The organism is Emticicia sp. 17c, from assembly GCF_037153985.1.
Lineage (GTDB): Bacteria > Bacteroidota > Bacteroidia > Cytophagales > Spirosomataceae > Emticicia.
The window spans coordinates 553,667-571,484 of record NZ_JBBAYI010000002.1 but is presented as its reverse complement, the minus strand read 5'-3'; the positions used below and the strand labels follow the sequence as shown (position 1 = coordinate 571,484).

At 39.1% G+C, this 17,818-nt stretch carries 12 protein-coding genes; 5 read left to right on the top strand and 7 right to left on the bottom strand.

Going from position 1 to position 17,818, the window contains the following annotated elements; all coding sequences use genetic code 11:
• The first annotated feature begins 180 nt into the window (after positions 1–180).
• Complete coding sequence (locus WAA15_RS06865; protein ID WP_337041970.1) at positions 181–1,455, top strand: DUF349 domain-containing protein; 1,275 nt, start codon at positions 181–183, stop codon at positions 1,453–1,455.
• A gap of 159 nt (positions 1,456–1,614) precedes the next feature.
• Here WAA15_RS06865 and WAA15_RS06860 read toward each other — a convergent pair whose 3' ends face one another.
• From WAA15_RS06860 to WAA15_RS06830, 7 genes are all read right to left on the bottom strand, one after another.
• Positions 1,615–2,004, bottom strand: a complete 390-nt coding sequence (locus WAA15_RS06860; RefSeq protein ID WP_337041969.1) for a hypothetical protein — start codon at positions 2,002–2,004, stop codon at positions 1,615–1,617.
• Positions 2,005–2,125: 121 nt separating this feature from the next.
• Positions 2,126–2,500 (bottom strand): T9SS type A sorting domain-containing protein, encoded by a 375-nt coding sequence (locus WAA15_RS06855; RefSeq protein ID WP_337041968.1) that lies wholly within the window; start codon positions 2,498–2,500, stop codon positions 2,126–2,128.
• Between the two features lie 1,280 nt (positions 2,501–3,780).
• Positions 3,781–7,341, bottom strand: coding sequence for a hypothetical protein (locus tag WAA15_RS06850; protein ID WP_337041967.1), 3,561 nt, complete (start codon positions 7,339–7,341; stop codon positions 3,781–3,783).
• Between the two features lie 36 nt (positions 7,342–7,377).
• Positions 7,378–9,183, bottom strand: a complete 1,806-nt coding sequence (locus tag WAA15_RS06845; RefSeq protein WP_337041966.1) for a hypothetical protein — start codon at positions 9,181–9,183, stop codon at positions 7,378–7,380.
• A gap of 469 nt (positions 9,184–9,652) precedes the next feature.
• A complete protein-coding gene (locus WAA15_RS06840) occupies positions 9,653–9,970 on the bottom strand; it encodes a hypothetical protein (protein WP_337041965.1) in 318 nt (105 codons plus the stop codon).
• 689 nt (positions 9,971–10,659) lie between these two features.
• A complete protein-coding gene (locus tag WAA15_RS06835) occupies positions 10,660–11,418 on the bottom strand; it encodes a copper chaperone (RefSeq protein WP_337041964.1) in 759 nt (252 codons plus the stop codon).
• A gap of 3 nt (positions 11,419–11,421) precedes the next feature.
• Positions 11,422–12,954, bottom strand: coding sequence for a tyrosinase family protein (locus WAA15_RS06830; RefSeq protein ID WP_337041963.1), 1,533 nt, complete (start codon positions 12,952–12,954; stop codon positions 11,422–11,424).
• A 646-nt stretch (positions 12,955–13,600) separates the two neighbouring features.
• Between WAA15_RS06830 and WAA15_RS06825 the strand changes: the two genes are divergently transcribed.
• From WAA15_RS06825 to WAA15_RS06810, 4 genes are all read left to right on the top strand, one after another.
• Complete coding sequence (locus WAA15_RS06825; protein ID WP_337041962.1) at positions 13,601–15,142, top strand: YifB family Mg chelatase-like AAA ATPase; 1,542 nt, start codon at positions 13,601–13,603, stop codon at positions 15,140–15,142.
• A gap of 423 nt (positions 15,143–15,565) precedes the next feature.
• Entirely contained in the window at positions 15,566–15,763 is a 198-nt protein-coding gene (locus WAA15_RS06820; RefSeq protein ID WP_337041961.1) for a hypothetical protein, read from the top strand.
• 127 nt (positions 15,764–15,890) lie between these two features.
• On the top strand, positions 15,891–16,433 hold the full coding sequence (locus tag WAA15_RS06815; protein ID WP_337041960.1) for a hypothetical protein: 543 nt from the start codon (positions 15,891–15,893) through the stop codon (positions 16,431–16,433).
• Positions 16,434–17,171: 738 nt separating this feature from the next.
• On the top strand, positions 17,172–17,786 hold the full coding sequence (locus WAA15_RS06810; RefSeq protein WP_337041959.1) for an RNA polymerase sigma factor: 615 nt from the start codon (positions 17,172–17,174) through the stop codon (positions 17,784–17,786).
• Positions 17,787–17,818: the final 32 nt, after the last annotated feature.

Here is a 17,818-nt window from a genome sequence, read left to right as displayed (position 1 = left end):
AGAGTTTTTTGTATTTTAGTGTTAAATTTTAGGAAATATGAAAAATTTTTAGTTTTTTTTACCCTTAAAATAAAATTTTGTGTCAAATATCGGCATTCAAGTTTGCATTATACAAAAAAACTACGAATTTTACCTTTTCAAACCACAACCCTTGACTCACAAGCCATGTGATTTTTAATTATGGACGGCGTAACATTAGAAAACGAATATGCTTACATCAAAGACGGTAAGGTATTCTTAAAGGGCTACTTAGATATGCCCGACCGACAAATCGGCGAAGTAAAACGCACTGAAGAAGAAGCTTTCCAGTATTTCATTAACCGTTACCAGATTGCGGTAAATAAGGTTAATCAACTTGAAACAGAAATCACTGAAGCCCAGAATAAGGGCTCCTTCTTAACAAAACTCACGCAACTTCGCAAACGACTGCTGAACTTCGACGGTATCGGCGATTTTATTCCATTGCTCAAAAAATTAGATGAGCAAGAAGAATATCTCCGTAGCCTGATTGTTGGTAACCAAGCTAATAACTATACTATCAAGAAAGCCTTGATTGATGAAGCTAAGGAAGCCAAAGAAGATGTTGACTGGAATGTCGTAGCTGACAAACTGCAAGACATCAAAACCCGTTGGATTAGGACAGGCCCTGTTGACAAACCTTATCAGGAGGATGTCGAAACAGAGTTTCGCGAGGTACTCGATGATTTCTATCAACGTAGAAAAGCTTTCTACGAAGAGCAGAACAGAATCATTGCACAACGCATGGAAAAATATACGGAGTTAGTAAAAGGTGCCGAACAATTGTTCCGTATGGGCAACTGGGAATTATCTTTTGCAGAGTTAAAACGACTGCAACACGAGTGGAAAAACGTGGGCGATGTGCCACCTAAGCGTTTGAAGTTCGAGTTCCGCCGTTTCAAGAAACTGACAACTCTTTACTACGAAAAATATTGTAACGCTAAGGGTATCCAAGTTAAAGTCAGGGTTGACCCTCGCGTAGAGGCACAGCAAAAAATGATGGAAGAAGCCGAAAGACTGGCAGAAGCCAAAGATATTTTTGCATCGGCCGAAAGAGCAAAGGTAATGCTCAACGACTGGAAGAACATTAAAGTGCCTGCTAACTTGGCAGTACGTAATGTTGCCGAAAGATTCAGAGCTGCCTGCGACAAGATTTTTGAGTTGAGTTATCTGATGAAAGTAATTACGCGTAAACTACCTAATTATAATTACCTGAGCGAAAGACAGCAAACACTGACGAAATACCGCGAGATGGAAAGCATTGTAACGCGTGCGCGCGGTGAGTTGAAACAACTCATTGACAGTTACGATGGGGTAGCCCGTAATCCTGACATGGATAAAATCATGAACTCGAATATTCAGACGCAACGCCGCAAGTTGCTTATGAAAGAAGTAATTCTGGAAGAATTAAGACGCGCCGCACAAAATGTGCAATAACCAGTAGCGTTTAAGTATATTTAAAGCCCTGTTTGCCCTGCAAGCAGGGCTTTTTTTGGTTGTGTACTTTGGTGGCTACACGAATGGCACAAAAAAACAGCGTTGCGGAAAAAAACCACAACGCTGTCTGATTACCCTAAACTAAATACTAATGATATATTATTTTACTTCTACAGTTCTGTAATCAGCTGGGCGTGGAGAGTTCGTTAATAAACTTACCTCTTTCACGATTGTTTCTTTGCCATTGCTTATCTCAAAACGGTATTTACCGTCTTCCAAACCCTGCAAATCAAATTTCTTGGCAAACTGCGTAGTTTTTCTGTTCACTACTTCAACATAGATAGTTTCGTTTTTCTCGTTTTTCAAACGGATTTCGACCCAGTTACCTTGTTCTTTGGCAATCATCACGTTAATCTTCATGGTGTTGTTTACGCGATACATGCCCACATCAAATGTTTTTCCTTCGGCTAATTCAGTAGCTAATACTGATGAGAATGTGAATAAACCTGCTACAAGAGCTAATGCTGAATTTCTTACTAACTTTTTCATAATCATAATTTTTTTAAAATGTTAAATAATGAGCTTTTTCAATTAAATAGATGAGTTATACGAGCTGTGTGTTTCAGATTTTACGTTAATCGGTTGTATGGCTTGATGAGTGGTAAAAACCTTAGTAACTCAAAGTGTGGTCGCCTTTTACAACTGTTTTTGTAATGATACGTTCGCCGTTTTTAACTTCTACATAATATTTACCAGCTTTCAGGCTGCTCATGTCGAAACACAATTTATAAGCGGTTAATTTTTTGCCTAAAACTTCTTCGTGTAAAAGGTTTCCGTCTGCATCCATTAATTTTACTGTGGCTGCAACTCCTTTATCTTTGGTCAGGTTCATGCTCAATTTCATTGAGTTGGTATAACCTGCTTCGTACATACCTATGTTAAGGTTGCTACTTTTGTATTCTATTTTTTTGTCGTCTGCATTGGCGTTGAATGCTACTGAACTTGCTAATAAAGCGATTGCGATGGCTGATGTTAACTTTTTCATAATTTTATTATTTTAAAATTTTAATTAATGTTTGATGGTTTAAAATTAGCTCGGCTTTCGGGGTCTGTGTCAGATTTGTGATGAAACCTAATTACTTTGTGATAAACTTCATCTGTGCCTCTGTTACTGTTTCTGCTTTGCTGGTACGCTGTTTTTGTTTTTGTTGATTCAAAGATATATGCTTTACTTGGTACTGTGTAATACAAACTACTTGAATGGTTATTTTAAAGTGACAAACGGTAGTTATATTTGATAGCCTTGTAATTCATTTTCTTTAAAATTTTATTTTGTTTAAAACTGTTATTTTTCAAATTTAAAGAGATTGTCGGAATAAAATTTTGCAAAAGTTAAAATTTGTTAATTTATATTCTTTTTGCTCTTAGTTTTTTTCTTGTTTCCGTTTCTGCTTTGACGATTCAAAATTATGGGCTTCTTTTTTATCAGATAACTTGTAATTTATGAGCGGTCACTGCTATGTTATGAACGGTTGTAGCGGTCTATCATTTTGGCTAGCAAATAGCTTTTTACGAAATTTTATTTTTTGTTATATATACTTCGCTTTTAAAAAAAGGTTACAAACAAAATAATATTTTGTAAAATCCTCATTTTCGCCTTTCTGCTTCATCCGTACATTATATATATATGACAAACTCGTGCCAGAAAATTTTAAAATTTGTTAAAATATTTATAAGTCACTGATAGTGAGTATTTTATAAAAAATTAAGTGTGCCAAAAAAAATTTAAAACCCTTGAAATTTGTCCGTTTTCGTACGTTTTTATTCCGTTTTCGTACACTCGGGCATGAATCGTACATAAGTTTGGCACGGATAAAAAGCCCAAAAATTTTGGCATGAGGTATTTTGGAGTATATTTTTTTGAGATTTAGCCATTTTTTGCTGTTGTGTTCAATTTTTTTCTGTGGGTAAATTAAAATTGAGCCTAAGAACAAAAAAATTTCGGCCCCTGTATGAAATTTTTTAATCGTTAGTTATCGTAGAAACAGATTTTGGGTGATGGCTGCGAAAAATAGTATCGTCAAAGAGTTTGATTTTGCTTAAACCACCAATACCATTTTTAAATGAAGAGTGAAAACGTACAGAAAACTAATATCAAGAAATGATAATATAACACTGAGTAAGGCAGAAAAGAGAGAACGAAGTGTAAAAGCTAACCAAAAACTTTTGATTGATGCTTAGCTTTAGCAGCATTATCAAAAAACCTCAGAGTCTCTTTTCAAACCTTTAGCAAGCCTAAAAAGAAACCCTGAGGATAAAAGCAATCTACCAATTAGAATCTTGGTCGTCAACAATACTTTCGGCAATTTGTAAACCACCATTTAAGAGTGATATGGCCGAGCTAACTCCGGCAGTAACAATGCTGGTAGCTGGCTCTGGGTCAAATTTGGCAATATCGGCACAGATACTCGACAGATAATTACAAATGCGGGCTGTTTCGTCAATGATTGCCAGTGTACGCATATTGTTTGAGTCGGTCTCTGCTAACTCTACGAAATGATAGGCAACAGGTGCAATAGCCGTTAAATTAATGGCAATATCAACTCCGGCCCCTATTTCAGCAATAGTAGATTTGGTAACTTCTGACTTTGTTAGTTTAGGAGCAATTCCGAAAATAACACCAGATAAAACGCCGATGACTGTAATGGCCGTAGATAGATTCGATACCGCAGAATTTTGTATCGGATACGGCTTGGCAAACACACTTGAAGCTGTATAGGCAAGAGACTGCACCGTTGACGACAATGATTTTGCCTGACTTACATACGGCACCCACGGAATTTGTGCAATATCTTCTATAATAACCAGTACACCATAAACCAGTGCGGCCGAACCTGACAGGGTATGAGCAGTTTCAAAAATGATATTTTTGGCACTTTCGGGTAAAAAGAAAGCACTGGAGAATTCTTGTGAATAATCTACCGGAGTATCTTCAGCATTTCCAAAAGCTGCTACGAGTTGCTGATAGTCCTGAGCATTCATGATTTGTGTACTAAAACCATCGTCGGCCGTAAACGGTGCTTTATTGTTCATCAACTTGTAAATGATGGTTGACGGTACAGCCCCAATCAGACAGATGATGTCAAGCAACGAAAACTGAAATTCATAGCCAAATATTTCTTCTAAAATATTTGATAAAACAGGTATCCAGATAGGCTCTGAAAGATTCTGGATGATTGTTTCAAAAACGGTGACTATTAAATCAATAACTGCATCAACCAAAACGCCAACGGTATCAAGAACCAAATCGGCAATAATGGCAGTACAGGTTTTGATAATATCCATCAATGACATTGTTTTGTATTTGTCATCATCGAAAAGAAGCGTCTGGAATTGCTTGCTAGCATCCTTAATGGCATCTTCTTCATTATTTAAGGCAGTTTTTAAATCGTCAATACATTTCTTTACCAAATCTGTCAGGTCGCCTATATGCCCATCGCTTGTAGAACTGGCATTGGAGATATTATTAGTGAAATGGTCTTGCAGATAAGTATTAGGAGTGGTATAAACGTCGTTGTAGTTCGTCTGAGACTGTACATAGCTCATTGGCTGGTCGGCGTTTGTGAGGTTATCGGCAGCTGGCGGTAAACCTGCCCACTTATTGATAGAATCTTTTAATGAAAGGATTTCATCATTTACATCATCCTTAACACTCAATAGTTTGCCCACACCATAATTCATATACAGCATCAGCATATTTTTCATTACATCTTTGGTGCGAGTGATGTCGTCCCAAGAGAACAGGAATTTCAGGAACTGTACTAAATCTTTAATGATGGTCATTAAAGCAGAGAAAATAGCTTCAAGGGCATCAATTACTTTTTCTACGCAATCAATAACAAAGGTATATAACTGGCCTGCAACGTTGGCAACAAAAGACCATACTTTCTGAGCCGTATCTTCAATAATCTGCACCACATACTCGGTTGCGTTTTTCAGCCAACTGCATAAATCGCCGGCGGCTACTTCTATGGCATTGCCAATATCAGACAAAGTATCCCCAACATCGCTAATAACATTTAGCTGCATGGTGGTAACGCCGGGGCTTACCCTTAGCGTATAAACCCTTGTTGAAGGGCTAAACGCAAAACTATTGGCTGATACTGCCGCTTTAGGGCTTGGGCTTGAAGTAGCAGGGTTATAGTTATTGTAAGCATCAGATAAAGACTGTATCGAGCTTGCGGCCGCGGTCAGGTCGTCAGAACTTGTATCAGGGCTTACCAAAGGCTTAACAGGGTTTCCTTTGTCGTCGGTTACTGTGGCAGCACTCAGAGCGTCAGGCGTATTCAATGTAGCTACTTTTGTAGCTGCGTTGTCCATCGGATTAATCTGTAATACTGGCCCGCCATTGGCACTTTGTACTTGCAGGCAAGCCCCTTGCAGGCCATCAACTCTTTGTACAACTTTAATACCTCCGGTTGAGTCTGTCTGGAGCACAATTGGCGCAGTATCCAGCACATAGTAATGGTTGTTAATATATACAGGCACCCGATAGGCACTCGCTATATTAACATTGGCCCCAACTACTGGCGAGTTGGTGTCGTCCAGAACAGTTATGCGTGTCATGTAGCAATCAAACTTTGTGGCATTGACCGAAGGGTCGGTTGCCAAGAGAATATCCTGCGAGGTCCAGCAGGTAGTAACAGGGTCCTGAAAAACTTTCTTGAACGTATTAGTACCTGTATGGGCAAAAAATGTGTTTCCGCCATTTACTCGGTTAATATAGGGCGAAATTTGTTCTACTCCTGCGCCAATAGGGACCGGATACGACCACGCCGAAGGTGTTTTTACATTGGCAATACTACATTGGGTATAAAAAACCTGCTGATTTCTGTTAAGCCCCCATACCACTACTTTTGTGTCGGTTGTGTAAGCATAAAGCGTATCAATGTTTTTAAATAAAGGGTTATTCATGATGAATACTCCAGTCGACCTGTTTGCCTGATTGTTGGCAGCAAAAAAGTACAAATCACCCTCTTGTGAGCTTACGTAGAGGTCGGTATAAGTAATGGTTGAGGTACTCTTGGTAATGGCCGAAGGAGTACTCGCCATAGCCGCCGGAGTTGCACCAGAAGGCAGAAATAGTTGTGAGGTAGCTCCGGCCATACTCGGATTGAAAGGGTTATAAACCTCCTGATAAAAAACGGACCATACCCCAGCCACTTGCCCTAATGAATAAATACCATCGACAGACTCGCCAGCTTTACGACCTCCACAGGTACTGGCCGAGGTAGCATCCATATTTATGGGCAATGTATATAAGTTCCAGTAGGTAGAAGATACATGCTTCGTGCTATCAATGTAGTACCTTTCAATGCTGTTGGTGCTTTGTTGTACTGTGTCAACAACAATAAGCGGCAGGCTTGCTGTCTGAATAATTGAGATATTGGAAATATTAAGACCACTAGCCGATTGCCCGACGGCATCGAATGGCATCGGAACCCAGTTTAAAGTAATATAATTATTGATATCGCGGGTGTAAGCGGTAGCAATATATAAATAGTCGGTATTGCTAACGGTTACGACCAACACTACCGAAAACTTGTTGTTTGAACTGTTTTGTGCAGTAGCGAATGTTTTAACTACCATGCTCGACCCCGCCGGAAAGTTACTAGCTAAAGGTGCACTAAGGTTGTTTTGTTGCCAGCCAGTAGATAAAGTGGGCATTTCTTCGGTAAGATAAAATGCACGGTCAGTACCGATTGAAAACAACAACGAATGTCCGTTGGGGCTTTGTAGGGCCTCAAACTTACTATCAGGCGAAACGGTTTCGCTTTGCATATAGTTACTCATCAGTTCAGATGAGTAGGAGATATTAACTGCCATTTTTTAATGAGTTGAAAGGTGAAAATTTAACCGATTTTATTGCAATGTTACCTGAACAGTCAGGTCGAGGTAGTTTGAAAACTGCGGGTTTGAAAAATAGTATGTTCCAGCCCCTGGGAAGGTCCACCCCAAGCAATTTGTACAGATATTAGTGATTTCACCTTCAAAGCCATTCATCAGGTTATTCATGATATTAGTGAAACCATTGAGTGTATCCAGATAATCATTAATAGCCCCCCATGTAATACCTTCTGCCCATAAGCTTGGGTCATCGATATTGCCGCCATAATAGGCACCATCTTTATCGGTGTTTTGCACAAGGTCTGTATTAACCGCAGACGCAGTTATTGACAAGATACCAGCATTGTTTTGGCCAGCACCCACGCCATTCATGGTGAAGGTTGTTACGTTCTGAGTAGCCAGCGCATAGCCTTTTGTATTAGCCAGCATGGTATAAATATCGGCATAGACCGACATAACAGTAGTAACAACAATAGTATTGCCATTAAATGTAACATTTGAAGTTACGTCTAATCTTACACTGGCACTATATAAGGCACCCATTAGACCTGCTTTGTCGCTGCCTTCCTGACTAAAGCTGATGCTTAGCACCGGATTGGTCGTATGTGAAGTATATACAGGTGTGGTGCTTGGGCTCTTAAGGCTTAATACAAATCGGCCGTCCATATCTACATCTACCACAGGCACAAGGCAAATCTCCGATAATGCTGGCGATAACGCCGAGTTAAGGTAGCTGATGAAGAGGTCTCGCCTTGCCGACATAATGCCCTGTACGCTATCGCTGTTTACCCAGTCCCAGCTAAAAGGCTGAATAGTACTTGGCAAACTTCTGTTGTTAGACATCACCAGATAGTCGAGGGTGCTCAAGCCTTGTACACCGCCAGAATAAGGCGATACCACAAAGTTAAGGGCAGTAGGCACAATAGAAGAAGGCGGGTAGTCTTGTGGCTGAGCAGGTCTGATAGCAGTATTGAAAACTACCCCGCCGTTATTTTTAAGAATTTCCCAGTAATTACTAATATACTCATTTAGTGAGGCATAAATAGGGTCTACTGAAGGAAAATTGAAAACCTCTGCCGTTGCTCCTTGTATTAATCTTGGAGAGTTTAAATCCAGAAACAGTTGCTGCATACTAAACATAAGATTCGGGTTTATTGATGCGCTTCTTAAGTTTTCTTGTACCTGAGGCGGTAAATTATCAAACGCCACACTATCAGCTGCCGATAAATTCATGTTTACTTCCCACTCAAATGTCCACGGGTCCAGATCCGGCACGCCGTCCGAGTTACTATCTTCACCATAAGTATTTTGATAAGTCTGTGAAACCGTAGCCAGATTCCACCCATAAGCTAATTCCATTATCTGGAAAGACTGGTAATACGTGTAATAGGTAACAACCTGTGGATTGTTGGCATTAGAACTCTTTGATGAGCTAGGCCCCAGCAAAATCATGTCAGGGAGTTGTGAAGGGGCAACCTCAGGAGGTACACCTATGGCAGCCTGAAAAGCATAAGCAAATCCGGCGTTTGCCAAATTCATGATGGCACTGGCATAAGTAGGGTTATTCTGATTCGATGCTCCGTCAGGAATAGAAAAAACATCTACACCGTTTGTCATTGCTGTTACTTCGTCAGGTGTCATCAGGGTTGTACCTGAGGTATGGCTGGGGTCGTTAAATTTATAGTAGGCCGTAATTGGAGGAATCCCTCTACCGCCCAATGACATCAAAAGGGCTTTCAGGTTAGCATTTAAAGCATCTTGCGATAGTGCCGAAACCAAATCGTAGTTTGCGGCTGTTAAGTTTGAATTTAATGCACTCATTAGTTAAAAAGTTTAAAGATTAATAAAAATTAAGGTAATGGTACTTGTATGCAGGGAGTAAAAACTACTTGTTTCTGAGGGTAAACGGGTGCTGTGGCTGCTTTATAAAATATTTATTTTGCAGCAAATCGGGCGTTTTAGGTATATGTATAGCAAGCAGGAATTACCCCTGCAAACCGATTTTATACGGGTTACATCCGAAGTAAAAAATAGCATAAGGAATGGGGGTTCTTCTGGCTAAGGCCAGAAGAGCGCACATTAACCAATTATTGGCTGGCCTGTTCTGCTAGGAAAGGTAGTGCCAACAATAGTTCAGGGAGTACCAACTTCAGGTAATTGCCTGATGTCGGGTATTTACACCATTAGAAACTGACAGGCGAATCGGATAATAAAAAGATTCTGCTGAAAAATTAAGAATTCTTAATTTCTTTTTGGGTCATAAATGGCTGTAAAACTGGATAGCTGTAAATTAAAAGTAGCTGCTTAACCGTGTATTAATAGCGTTTTGTGAGGTTTTTGCAGGTTCTTGGGCAGAGTAGGGTATATTTTCGGTCGAGATTAGTATAGTCTCATGCTGAATTGGATATACGCCCGTAAAAGCGGCGGTACGGTTGTATGAGCTAGTGTGGCTCGTACAAAATAAATTAGCAAAAGTAGCTTTCTTTTTTTTCAGACGGAGTGGTGTTACACAAGGTTCCCCTTTCCGGTTTTTCGGTAATTGTAAATACTCACTTTTGGGTTCCGTCATCAATAGCAGCAAGTTAAGTTGTTTGGGGAGTGTTCCCATGGGCTTAAGAGTTTTAAATTAAAAAATGATTTCGATGGTTATAAGGTCTTAAAGGGTTTGGAGAATGTATTTGAAAATGATGTGCCAAAACTATCAGAAAAAACACTTCCCCTGTTAACTCAAAAATGACTTTCTTTTGCTTGTTTTTTACATTGAGCAAAAAAAAACAGTTTTTTGATGGATTTATGACAATAAAAAGCAGAAACAAAAGCACTTCTACGAAGATTTTGTGAATTTGCCTGTATCAAAAAAGTAGAAATAATTACCACATTAGTACGGCGAAATGTTTTCTGATTAATATGACTTCGGAAAAATCAGAATTAACTCAAAAGTAGCTGTAAAATTTCAGAGGTATTCTTCTCAGGAATCTGGAATAATGAATGGGTGTGGAACATATATTTCAGGTATTACTAAAGATTCCGAATATCTGCTAAAGATCGATTTTTGTTATGGATTGGCACTACTTCTAGCAAGTATTGCCATTGGAATGGTTGCCACAGGATAATTCATAACAGAAGGTTTAAGCCTGCCAGAGCGGCTGTTATTTAATTGTAGAAAACTATCAGAAGTAAATAAAATATAAAGCAAGAAGCCGTAATAATCAAGAGATTACTACGGCCTCTGTTTTATAGGCTTTCCGCCCTGAAATTGATTGCATTACAACCTGTTTCAAGACAAAAAGCCTTCGCTCACAAAGCCTGACGGAACTTGATTTTTGTTTGGGCTATTAAATAACGGAATAGCCTGAGACGAAAATCTACATGCCAACGAGGTACTTGCGGATGCTCAAGGTGTTCGCTGAGCATAATAAAAGTAACCAGTATCATGGCAAGGTTATGCCCCACCGGTAAAAGCATAGGTAGGAGCATTAATGCCCAACCTGCACCTACACACCAAACACCGTGCATGATACCGAACAGGATAGCATCCCGACAGGCGGGCCATCCAAATGCGGCTAAAGTCCAGTGGTCATGCCCACGGTTAAGGCATTGCTGTTTTACAGGAGAAAATTGCCAGATGATAGCTATAACGCCTAACACAATTGCCGGAATATATGAACCGGGCATATAGAGGTGTATACCAAGTATAATAGCAACCATAAAGGCTCCTACCAGCATCCAAACCCCGATGTAACCAGAAACAAAAAGAATTGTCGACAAAAAACGCTGCCGTTTAAAACTACTTGCATAAATCTGCTGAATCGGGATAATCAGTTTTGGAAGCATCATGGCTACTACCATTAGCCCCCAGCCCGTCATAAGAGACGAGAATGGGTTCATTTGGAGTAACATACGCAACGATGCTGCCGATGGCCCTGAGTCTGAAATATGGCAGTGTTGCACGGTCATGATATGACCGGGGTTAAACAATAACAAAATCCAGACAAGGATGCTGATGCCAAAAATGACAAGGCTGATTAACGTACGTTTTTTCTCTGGTAAATTCATAATTTAGCCTTGTTCTTCTCTGTAAATACTTACTCTGTCTATTGTTAGCTCATTGCCATCAGCAATAACATTTACTGGCTGAATATGCACTTCAAGCGAGTTAATGTCGAGAGCATTGCTAAGTTCGAGCTTGTCAACAATCGAACTGATATCGAATCTAATGGTAAGGCCAGACCCCCCGTGCGGACCATCTTTCTGAGAGGCATTTTTAAGACCAAAAAGAGAAAGATGCCCTGCGTATTGATTATTAACAGTAACTGAGCAAACAACCGAGTCTTCCTTTCCTTTAATACCTTCAAGTTGAAGATATACCTGATCCGGTAATTTATTTTCGCTAAGTCTTTGGGCCATAGTAGTAGTCTTGAGGCTTTTAGCCACGTTATTCCACCCGCTGGAATCAAGCTGAACATTCGTTTGGGCACCCTTAGCGTCTACCTTAAGAGGGGCACTGTTAGCACCTACCAGTTCCGAATCATTATTTTCGTCCATTTTAGCATTAAGTAGTTTAGAATCATCAACTGATAAACCAAAGTTACGTAATCTTAAGGCATTTTGGCTAACTAAGGTAGGTGTTATTCCTAGCGTGAGGTTATCGTAGGTATAATTAAGTTGGCTTATATCGTTAACCATAGCAGGTGTAAACAACCAAGGAGTACCAGCAGGTGTTGGCATATAAAACTGGCGGTTTCCAGAAGCGTTAGGGCCATTAAGCCAGTTAGGGTCAGTCGGGTTGCTGTTTCCTGCGGCATTCCATGAGGCCCACATGCGGTCAATGTTGCAATGGTGCAGGTAAAAAATAGGGTCAAGTCCTGCTGTATCGGGGTCGCCCATTAGCCCCCCTTGGCCAGTAGTTGGGTCTTGGCCGCCTACTGCTACGTGAACAGGGTTATGCGGATTTCCCTCAAGTGAGCCGGTACCACTAGCAAAATGAGCAAAACCAGTTGTATTACCGCCATAGAAAGCAGGTTGGCGACCTGTGTAAACGGTGTTGCTCTGACAGTTCTGATTAATACCCCACGAAAACGGAACAAAAATATTTCCATCGTTATTCGGGCCATATCTGGCATTAACGAAAAGAGGGTTCGCACTGCCATCAGGTAGGGTTTTCTGAGCAAATGCAGGAGGCATTTGGTATTGGTTTCCTGGTCCGAAATAGTTCCAGTAAGGTAACGCCCAATCTGAAGGGCCGCCGAGTTGTGCAACTATTCCTCGAAGGATGTTCTCAATTGCATACAGGTAGCCACGATGCCACGGAGGGAAAAACCAGCCACCATGCTGGCATTGGTCCCAGTATTGGCTTATTAAGCTACTAGATGGTAACGGTGTTGTAGGTACGTTAGGCGGCGGCGGGATTGTTCCCCAGCCTGGGTTGTCAGAGATACTCTGCCCGTGAATGGCAGCATAAAACCACCAGCTTGTAGGGTCATTTAAAGGACGAGTTTGCATTACGCCCACAGCTTTGGCGTACCATAACAGGTCAGGATTACTAAATGTCCCGTTGTTGTTCCAGGCATTTTTTCTTGTAAGTACAGGCATAGATTTATAGATTTAGTTGTTATTAATGCTATTAATGGTTTTGAACGGGCATACATTGCCAACCTCATACGCAAGCCTGAGTAAGGCATTGAATATGCTGTATTTGTTTTGGAGCAGTCTGAATGTTATTTCTGAGAGTTTGGGTGCTTATAAAGAACGAAAGCCTAAGCAACGATTAATGAGCGTAAATGTATATAATAAAAAATTTATAAATCGGGATTTTTTGTTATTTTTATTGTGCGGTATCATTTCATGCAAAGTTCGGAGATTAAAAATAATTTTAACAGGTATAAATACCTGTTTTAGAATTTAAAGCATAATTATTTATTTAGCCTGACAGAAACTATCCAATATCAACAGCTACTGTAACTAACAGGTAATTGAATAAATTAAAGGAAAAGCCAGACAGCCCGATTTGTAAAACCTATATGCTTATTTAGCTAATAGTGACAACTACAATTAAGGCTGGCTTATGTATTATAAAAATAATAAATAACGTGTTGGTCAGGCATCTAAGGCCGAGTGTGTTCTAACAATATATATAATGCTCAACTATACGTTTTAGAAAAATAGATATAGCCGCAATTTGAATGAAAAATAAATTTTACCTTTGGTAAAGAATCATCTAATAGATATATATAAATATATGCTTGCAAAATGTTTTGGTGCTGCTGTGTATGGCGTAAATGCTACGCTGATAACCGTTGAAGTGAGTGTAGTACAAGGAATTGGGATGTCGATTGTAGGTTTACCCGATGGTGCTGTGAAAGAGAGTCAACAAAGAATAGATGCTGCCCTGAAAAATTGTAATTACCAGATTTCCCGTCAGAAAACGGTCATTAATCTGGCTCCAGCCGATATCCGTAAAGAAGGTTCATCTTATGATTTACCTATGGCATTAGGTCTGCTGGCTGTTTCGGAGCAGATAAAACCCGTTAAAAATCTGGAAGAATACGTTATTTTAGGAGAGCTATCGCTAGACGGAACACTACGCCCGATTAAAGGAGTTTTACCTATTGCCATAGAAGCCCGTCGGCAGAAACTCAAAGGATTTATACTGCCAGCCGAGAATGCCATGGAGGCATCTATCGTGAATAATCTGGATGTTATTGGCGTATCAACCTTAACAGAAGCCATAGATTTTCTGACGGGTGTAAAAGATATTGAACCACTCGTAACAGATACCAGAGATTTATTTTTTAACAGTATAAACGAATATGAGGCGGATTTCTCTCATGTGCAAGGCCAAGAGAACATTAAAAGAGCAATGGAAATTGCTGCCGCCGGTGGCCATAATGTAATCATGATTGGCCCACCGGGTGCAGGTAAAACCATGTTGGCTAAACGTTTACCGTCAATTCTGCCTCCTTTAACTTTGCATGAAGCACTTGAAACAACCAAGATTCATTCAGTAGCGGGCAAGTTAGGTTTAAAAGCCTCCCTGATTTCACGCCGACCGTTTCGTTCGCCGCATCATACTATTTCAGATGCTGCGCTAGTAGGTGGAGGAGGTTTTCCTCAGCCCGGAGAAATATCGTTGGCCCATAATGGAGTACTATTCCTAGACGAACTCCCGGAGTTCAAACGTACAGTTCTTGAAGTGATGCGCCAGCCTTTGGAAGAAAGAAAAGTGGTGATTTCCCGCACCAGACAGGCGGTTGAGTTTCCGGCTAATTTTATGTTAGTAGCCAGCATGAATCCTTGCCCATGCGGCTATTACAACCACCCTGAAAAAGAATGTACTTGTCCACCCGGCACTGTGGGCAAATACCTGAATAAAATATCTGGGCCTTTATTAGATAGAATCGATTTACACGTAGAAGTTACCCCCGTCAGCTTCGACCAGATTGCCTCTACCAGAAAAAGCGAATCATCAGCTACCATCAGAGAGAGGGTAGTTAAAGCCCGTGAGTTACAAACCAAACGCTTTGAGGATTTTCAGGATATTCATTGCAATGCCATGATGCCCCCTGAAATGGTAAAAGAAATCTGTGATATTGGTGAAGGCGGCAAGGCCTTATTGAAAAAAGCGATGGAACGCTTGGGGCTATCTGCCAGAGCTTATGACAGAATACTGAAGGTATCGCGCACGATAGCTGATTTGGCAGAATCGGAGGAAATACGTATTGAGCATCTGGCAGAAGCAATTCAATTCAGGAGTCTGGACAGAGAGAATTGGGCCGGGTGATGTGCTATACTTATTTTTCTTCTAATGACGCATAGACTTACGGATACTTCACGAGAGTTTGAAGTGAGATGGTGCAGTAAATAGTTACACATTTTTGCATAAAAAAGCAAAATGGTAACAGAACAAAAAAACGTCAGCAATATGCGACATATGGAATTGGAGAGAATGTTCTCTACAATTAGAAATCAAAAATGAAAGTTAAAAACAAAATAAGTGAAGAGCAAAGCAACTTTAGCTTGGGGTTAATCTCTGAAAACGAGAGGTTAAAAAAGTTTTAAAAGCGGGTGCTGGCGCAGTTACAGGAGTTCCATTTGGGAGAACAAAGGCACCAGATAATGCAAATATAAAAGCTTTTTCTTTGAAGATAGAAAATTACAAGGCCATCCAAATTATGAATATACGGACTTAGTTATTACATTGATAATGGTTCATGAAGGTATACATCAAAAGCTTGCCTTAGGAGCCAAAGATGAAGATAGCAATCATAATTTATATAATACTGAAATAAAAACCTTAGAAGCTGTTATTAGTAAGTATAGTACTGATAATAATTTAAACTTCTCTCCAGAAGCAATTACAGCTTTAGCGTTTTCAGGGCAACAACTTTCGAAAAGATTTTAAAATTATATTGACGAGAAAGCTAAAGCAAATGGTAGAGTATATGAGCAAGAAAAGCCCAAATACGACTCTCTAATCTCCTCATTACTCTATAAAAAAAGTCAAGATACGAATAATAAAGAAACTAAGGATGAAGAGCATTAAACTCATAGTTATTTATTTAACAGTCAGCATATATTCACATGGTCAGCAAATAAAACTTAATTATATTTTAAATGAGAATATTGGCTTAAAAACTGATAGTTTATTCTTAGGAATGGATCAAGAGTTTAGCTCTATTAGATATTATTATAGCTCAAATACCTTTTCAGAAACAAGAATATTTTCTGGAGATACTCGTAAGGCAATTTTATTTAAAATAGAAAACCATACTTGGTATTATAAATCATCACTTAGATGGAAGTTATTTTATGACTACGATAGAAAAGCTGGGGGGAGTATTAATTTGTCAAAAGTAAAATATAAAATTATTTTTAAAAATGAGGTATCGGTAAATGGCACAATCTTGCAAAAGATTGTGCTGGAGCCACTAAAAATAAGGCAATCTCATCAAATATTTTATTACTTTAATGCAAAGGAAGGTGTAACAATTATTAAAACAGCGAATGCGGTATTGCTACGTGATGATATTTTTAATACCCAATTAAATCAAAAAAAAATAGATGCTTTATAAAGGGTGGTTTAATTTTTTTCATTTCTCAACATCTCCTATATGGACGTTAATGGAAGTTGTAGAGCAACAAAAGCATATCTTGCTTTAAGATGAATTTATACAAAACGACTATTCTCTTTAATTTCGACAAATGAAGGAATGCATTCTTCTAATTTTAATACTCTTGAAGAACGGAACCATTTTTTTGAAATAGGTAGGTTTACAAGAAAATGAAAGCGTTTACTAATAAAAGAATTCTTTATAGTGGGGTCATACAAAAGAAAAATTATTGTTTTTGTTATTATCTCAATAACATTTAATGCAAAGGCATTTTCTCAAGGTAATTGAGATATTGAATACTTCCCTATTGACGCCCTAAATCTTTCATTTATTGGAAAGGAGATTAGAGTTGATTTTAAGCCCTATAATAATGATACTATTTCTGGTAATGTAGGGAGATAGATTAATAAGAAATAAAACTCTTTTTTATTTCTTATCCTATCTGCAATTATTAAGCAAAAGCGATAAACCCCTGAAACACAAAAATATAGCTCTTATATGATAAGAAGTATATAGGCCATAATTCATCCTTAGCGATGCAATATATACTCACGCTTACTGAGTGTTTTTACTTAATTCATGCTTTGGGCCTCTTTTTTAATCTGCTAAGTGATATTTTACCGGACTGATAGATAATTATTCTAAAAACATCTTTTATTTTGTAACACTGAAGTGGATACAACTTAATGTAAGGCTTACATGAACTCCCAAGGATTACACGCGAATACTCAGACCGATTCTCAACTCTGGCAACAGATGAAAAACGGCAGCGAACTAGCTTTGGGTAAACTCATAAAAAAATACTTTAATCTTCTGCAAAACTATGGTTACAAGTTCATTAAGAAAGAAGATTTCGTGAAAGACTGTGTGCAGGAAGTTTTTGTCGAAATCTGGAGCCGTCGGAATACAGTTGCGCAACCCGAAAGTGTAAGAGCTTACTTGTTGAGTTGTGTCCGAAAAAAAATTCTTCGTGAAAGTGTTCGGCAGAAAGTAAATCATGAAGAAGAGGTAATTGATATCGAAAACGACCTGAACTTTGTAGAATTCTCGCCTGAGTTACAAATAATCGAACAGGAAAATATTCAGGAAAATACTCAGAAAATTGCTAATCTGCTCAATCTTCTGCCCAAAAGACAGCGCGAAGTAGTATACCTGAGGTACTATCAGAATCTGGAACGTGACGAAATAGCCCAGATAATGGGTATTAACTCCCAGTCTGTATCTAACCTTTTGCAGGTGGCATTCAAGACCATCCGTGAAAACTGGTCGGGCTTTATGATATACTATGTATTACTGTTGAATACCATGTTGTAAAAAAAATATGACCAGCAAACAGTATTTTGAAC

What these genes read in the sequence shown, in the direction of transcription:
- WAA15_RS06830 (WP_337041963.1), bottom strand. Translation starts at nt 12,954, where the DNA reads ATGCCTGTACTTACAAGAAAAAATGCCTGGAACAACAACGGGACATTT.
- WAA15_RS06850 (WP_337041967.1), bottom strand. Translation starts at nt 7,341, where the DNA reads ATGGCAGTTAATATCTCCTACTCATCTGAACTGATGAGTAACTATATG.
- WAA15_RS06855 (WP_337041968.1), bottom strand. Translation starts at nt 2,500, where the DNA reads ATGAAAAAGTTAACATCAGCCATCGCAATCGCTTTATTAGCAAGTTCA.
- WAA15_RS06820 (WP_337041961.1), top strand. Translation starts at nt 15,566, where the DNA reads ATGGTTCATGAAGGTATACATCAAAAGCTTGCCTTAGGAGCCAAAGAT.
- WAA15_RS06840 (WP_337041965.1), bottom strand. Translation starts at nt 9,970, where the DNA reads ATGGGAACACTCCCCAAACAACTTAACTTGCTGCTATTGATGACGGAA.
- WAA15_RS06835 (WP_337041964.1), bottom strand. Translation starts at nt 11,418, where the DNA reads ATGAATTTACCAGAGAAAAAACGTACGTTAATCAGCCTTGTCATTTTT.
- WAA15_RS06865 (WP_337041970.1), top strand. Translation starts at nt 181, where the DNA reads ATGGACGGCGTAACATTAGAAAACGAATATGCTTACATCAAAGACGGT.
- WAA15_RS06845 (WP_337041966.1), bottom strand. Translation starts at nt 9,183, where the DNA reads ATGAGTGCATTAAATTCAAACTTAACAGCCGCAAACTACGATTTGGTT.
- WAA15_RS06810 (WP_337041959.1), top strand. Translation starts at nt 17,172, where the DNA reads ATGAACTCCCAAGGATTACACGCGAATACTCAGACCGATTCTCAACTC.
- WAA15_RS06815 (WP_337041960.1), top strand. Translation starts at nt 15,891, where the DNA reads ATGAAGAGCATTAAACTCATAGTTATTTATTTAACAGTCAGCATATAT.
- WAA15_RS06860 (WP_337041969.1), bottom strand. Translation starts at nt 2,004, where the DNA reads ATGAAAAAGTTAGTAAGAAATTCAGCATTAGCTCTTGTAGCAGGTTTA.
- WAA15_RS06825 (WP_337041962.1), top strand. Translation starts at nt 13,601, where the DNA reads ATGCTTGCAAAATGTTTTGGTGCTGCTGTGTATGGCGTAAATGCTACG.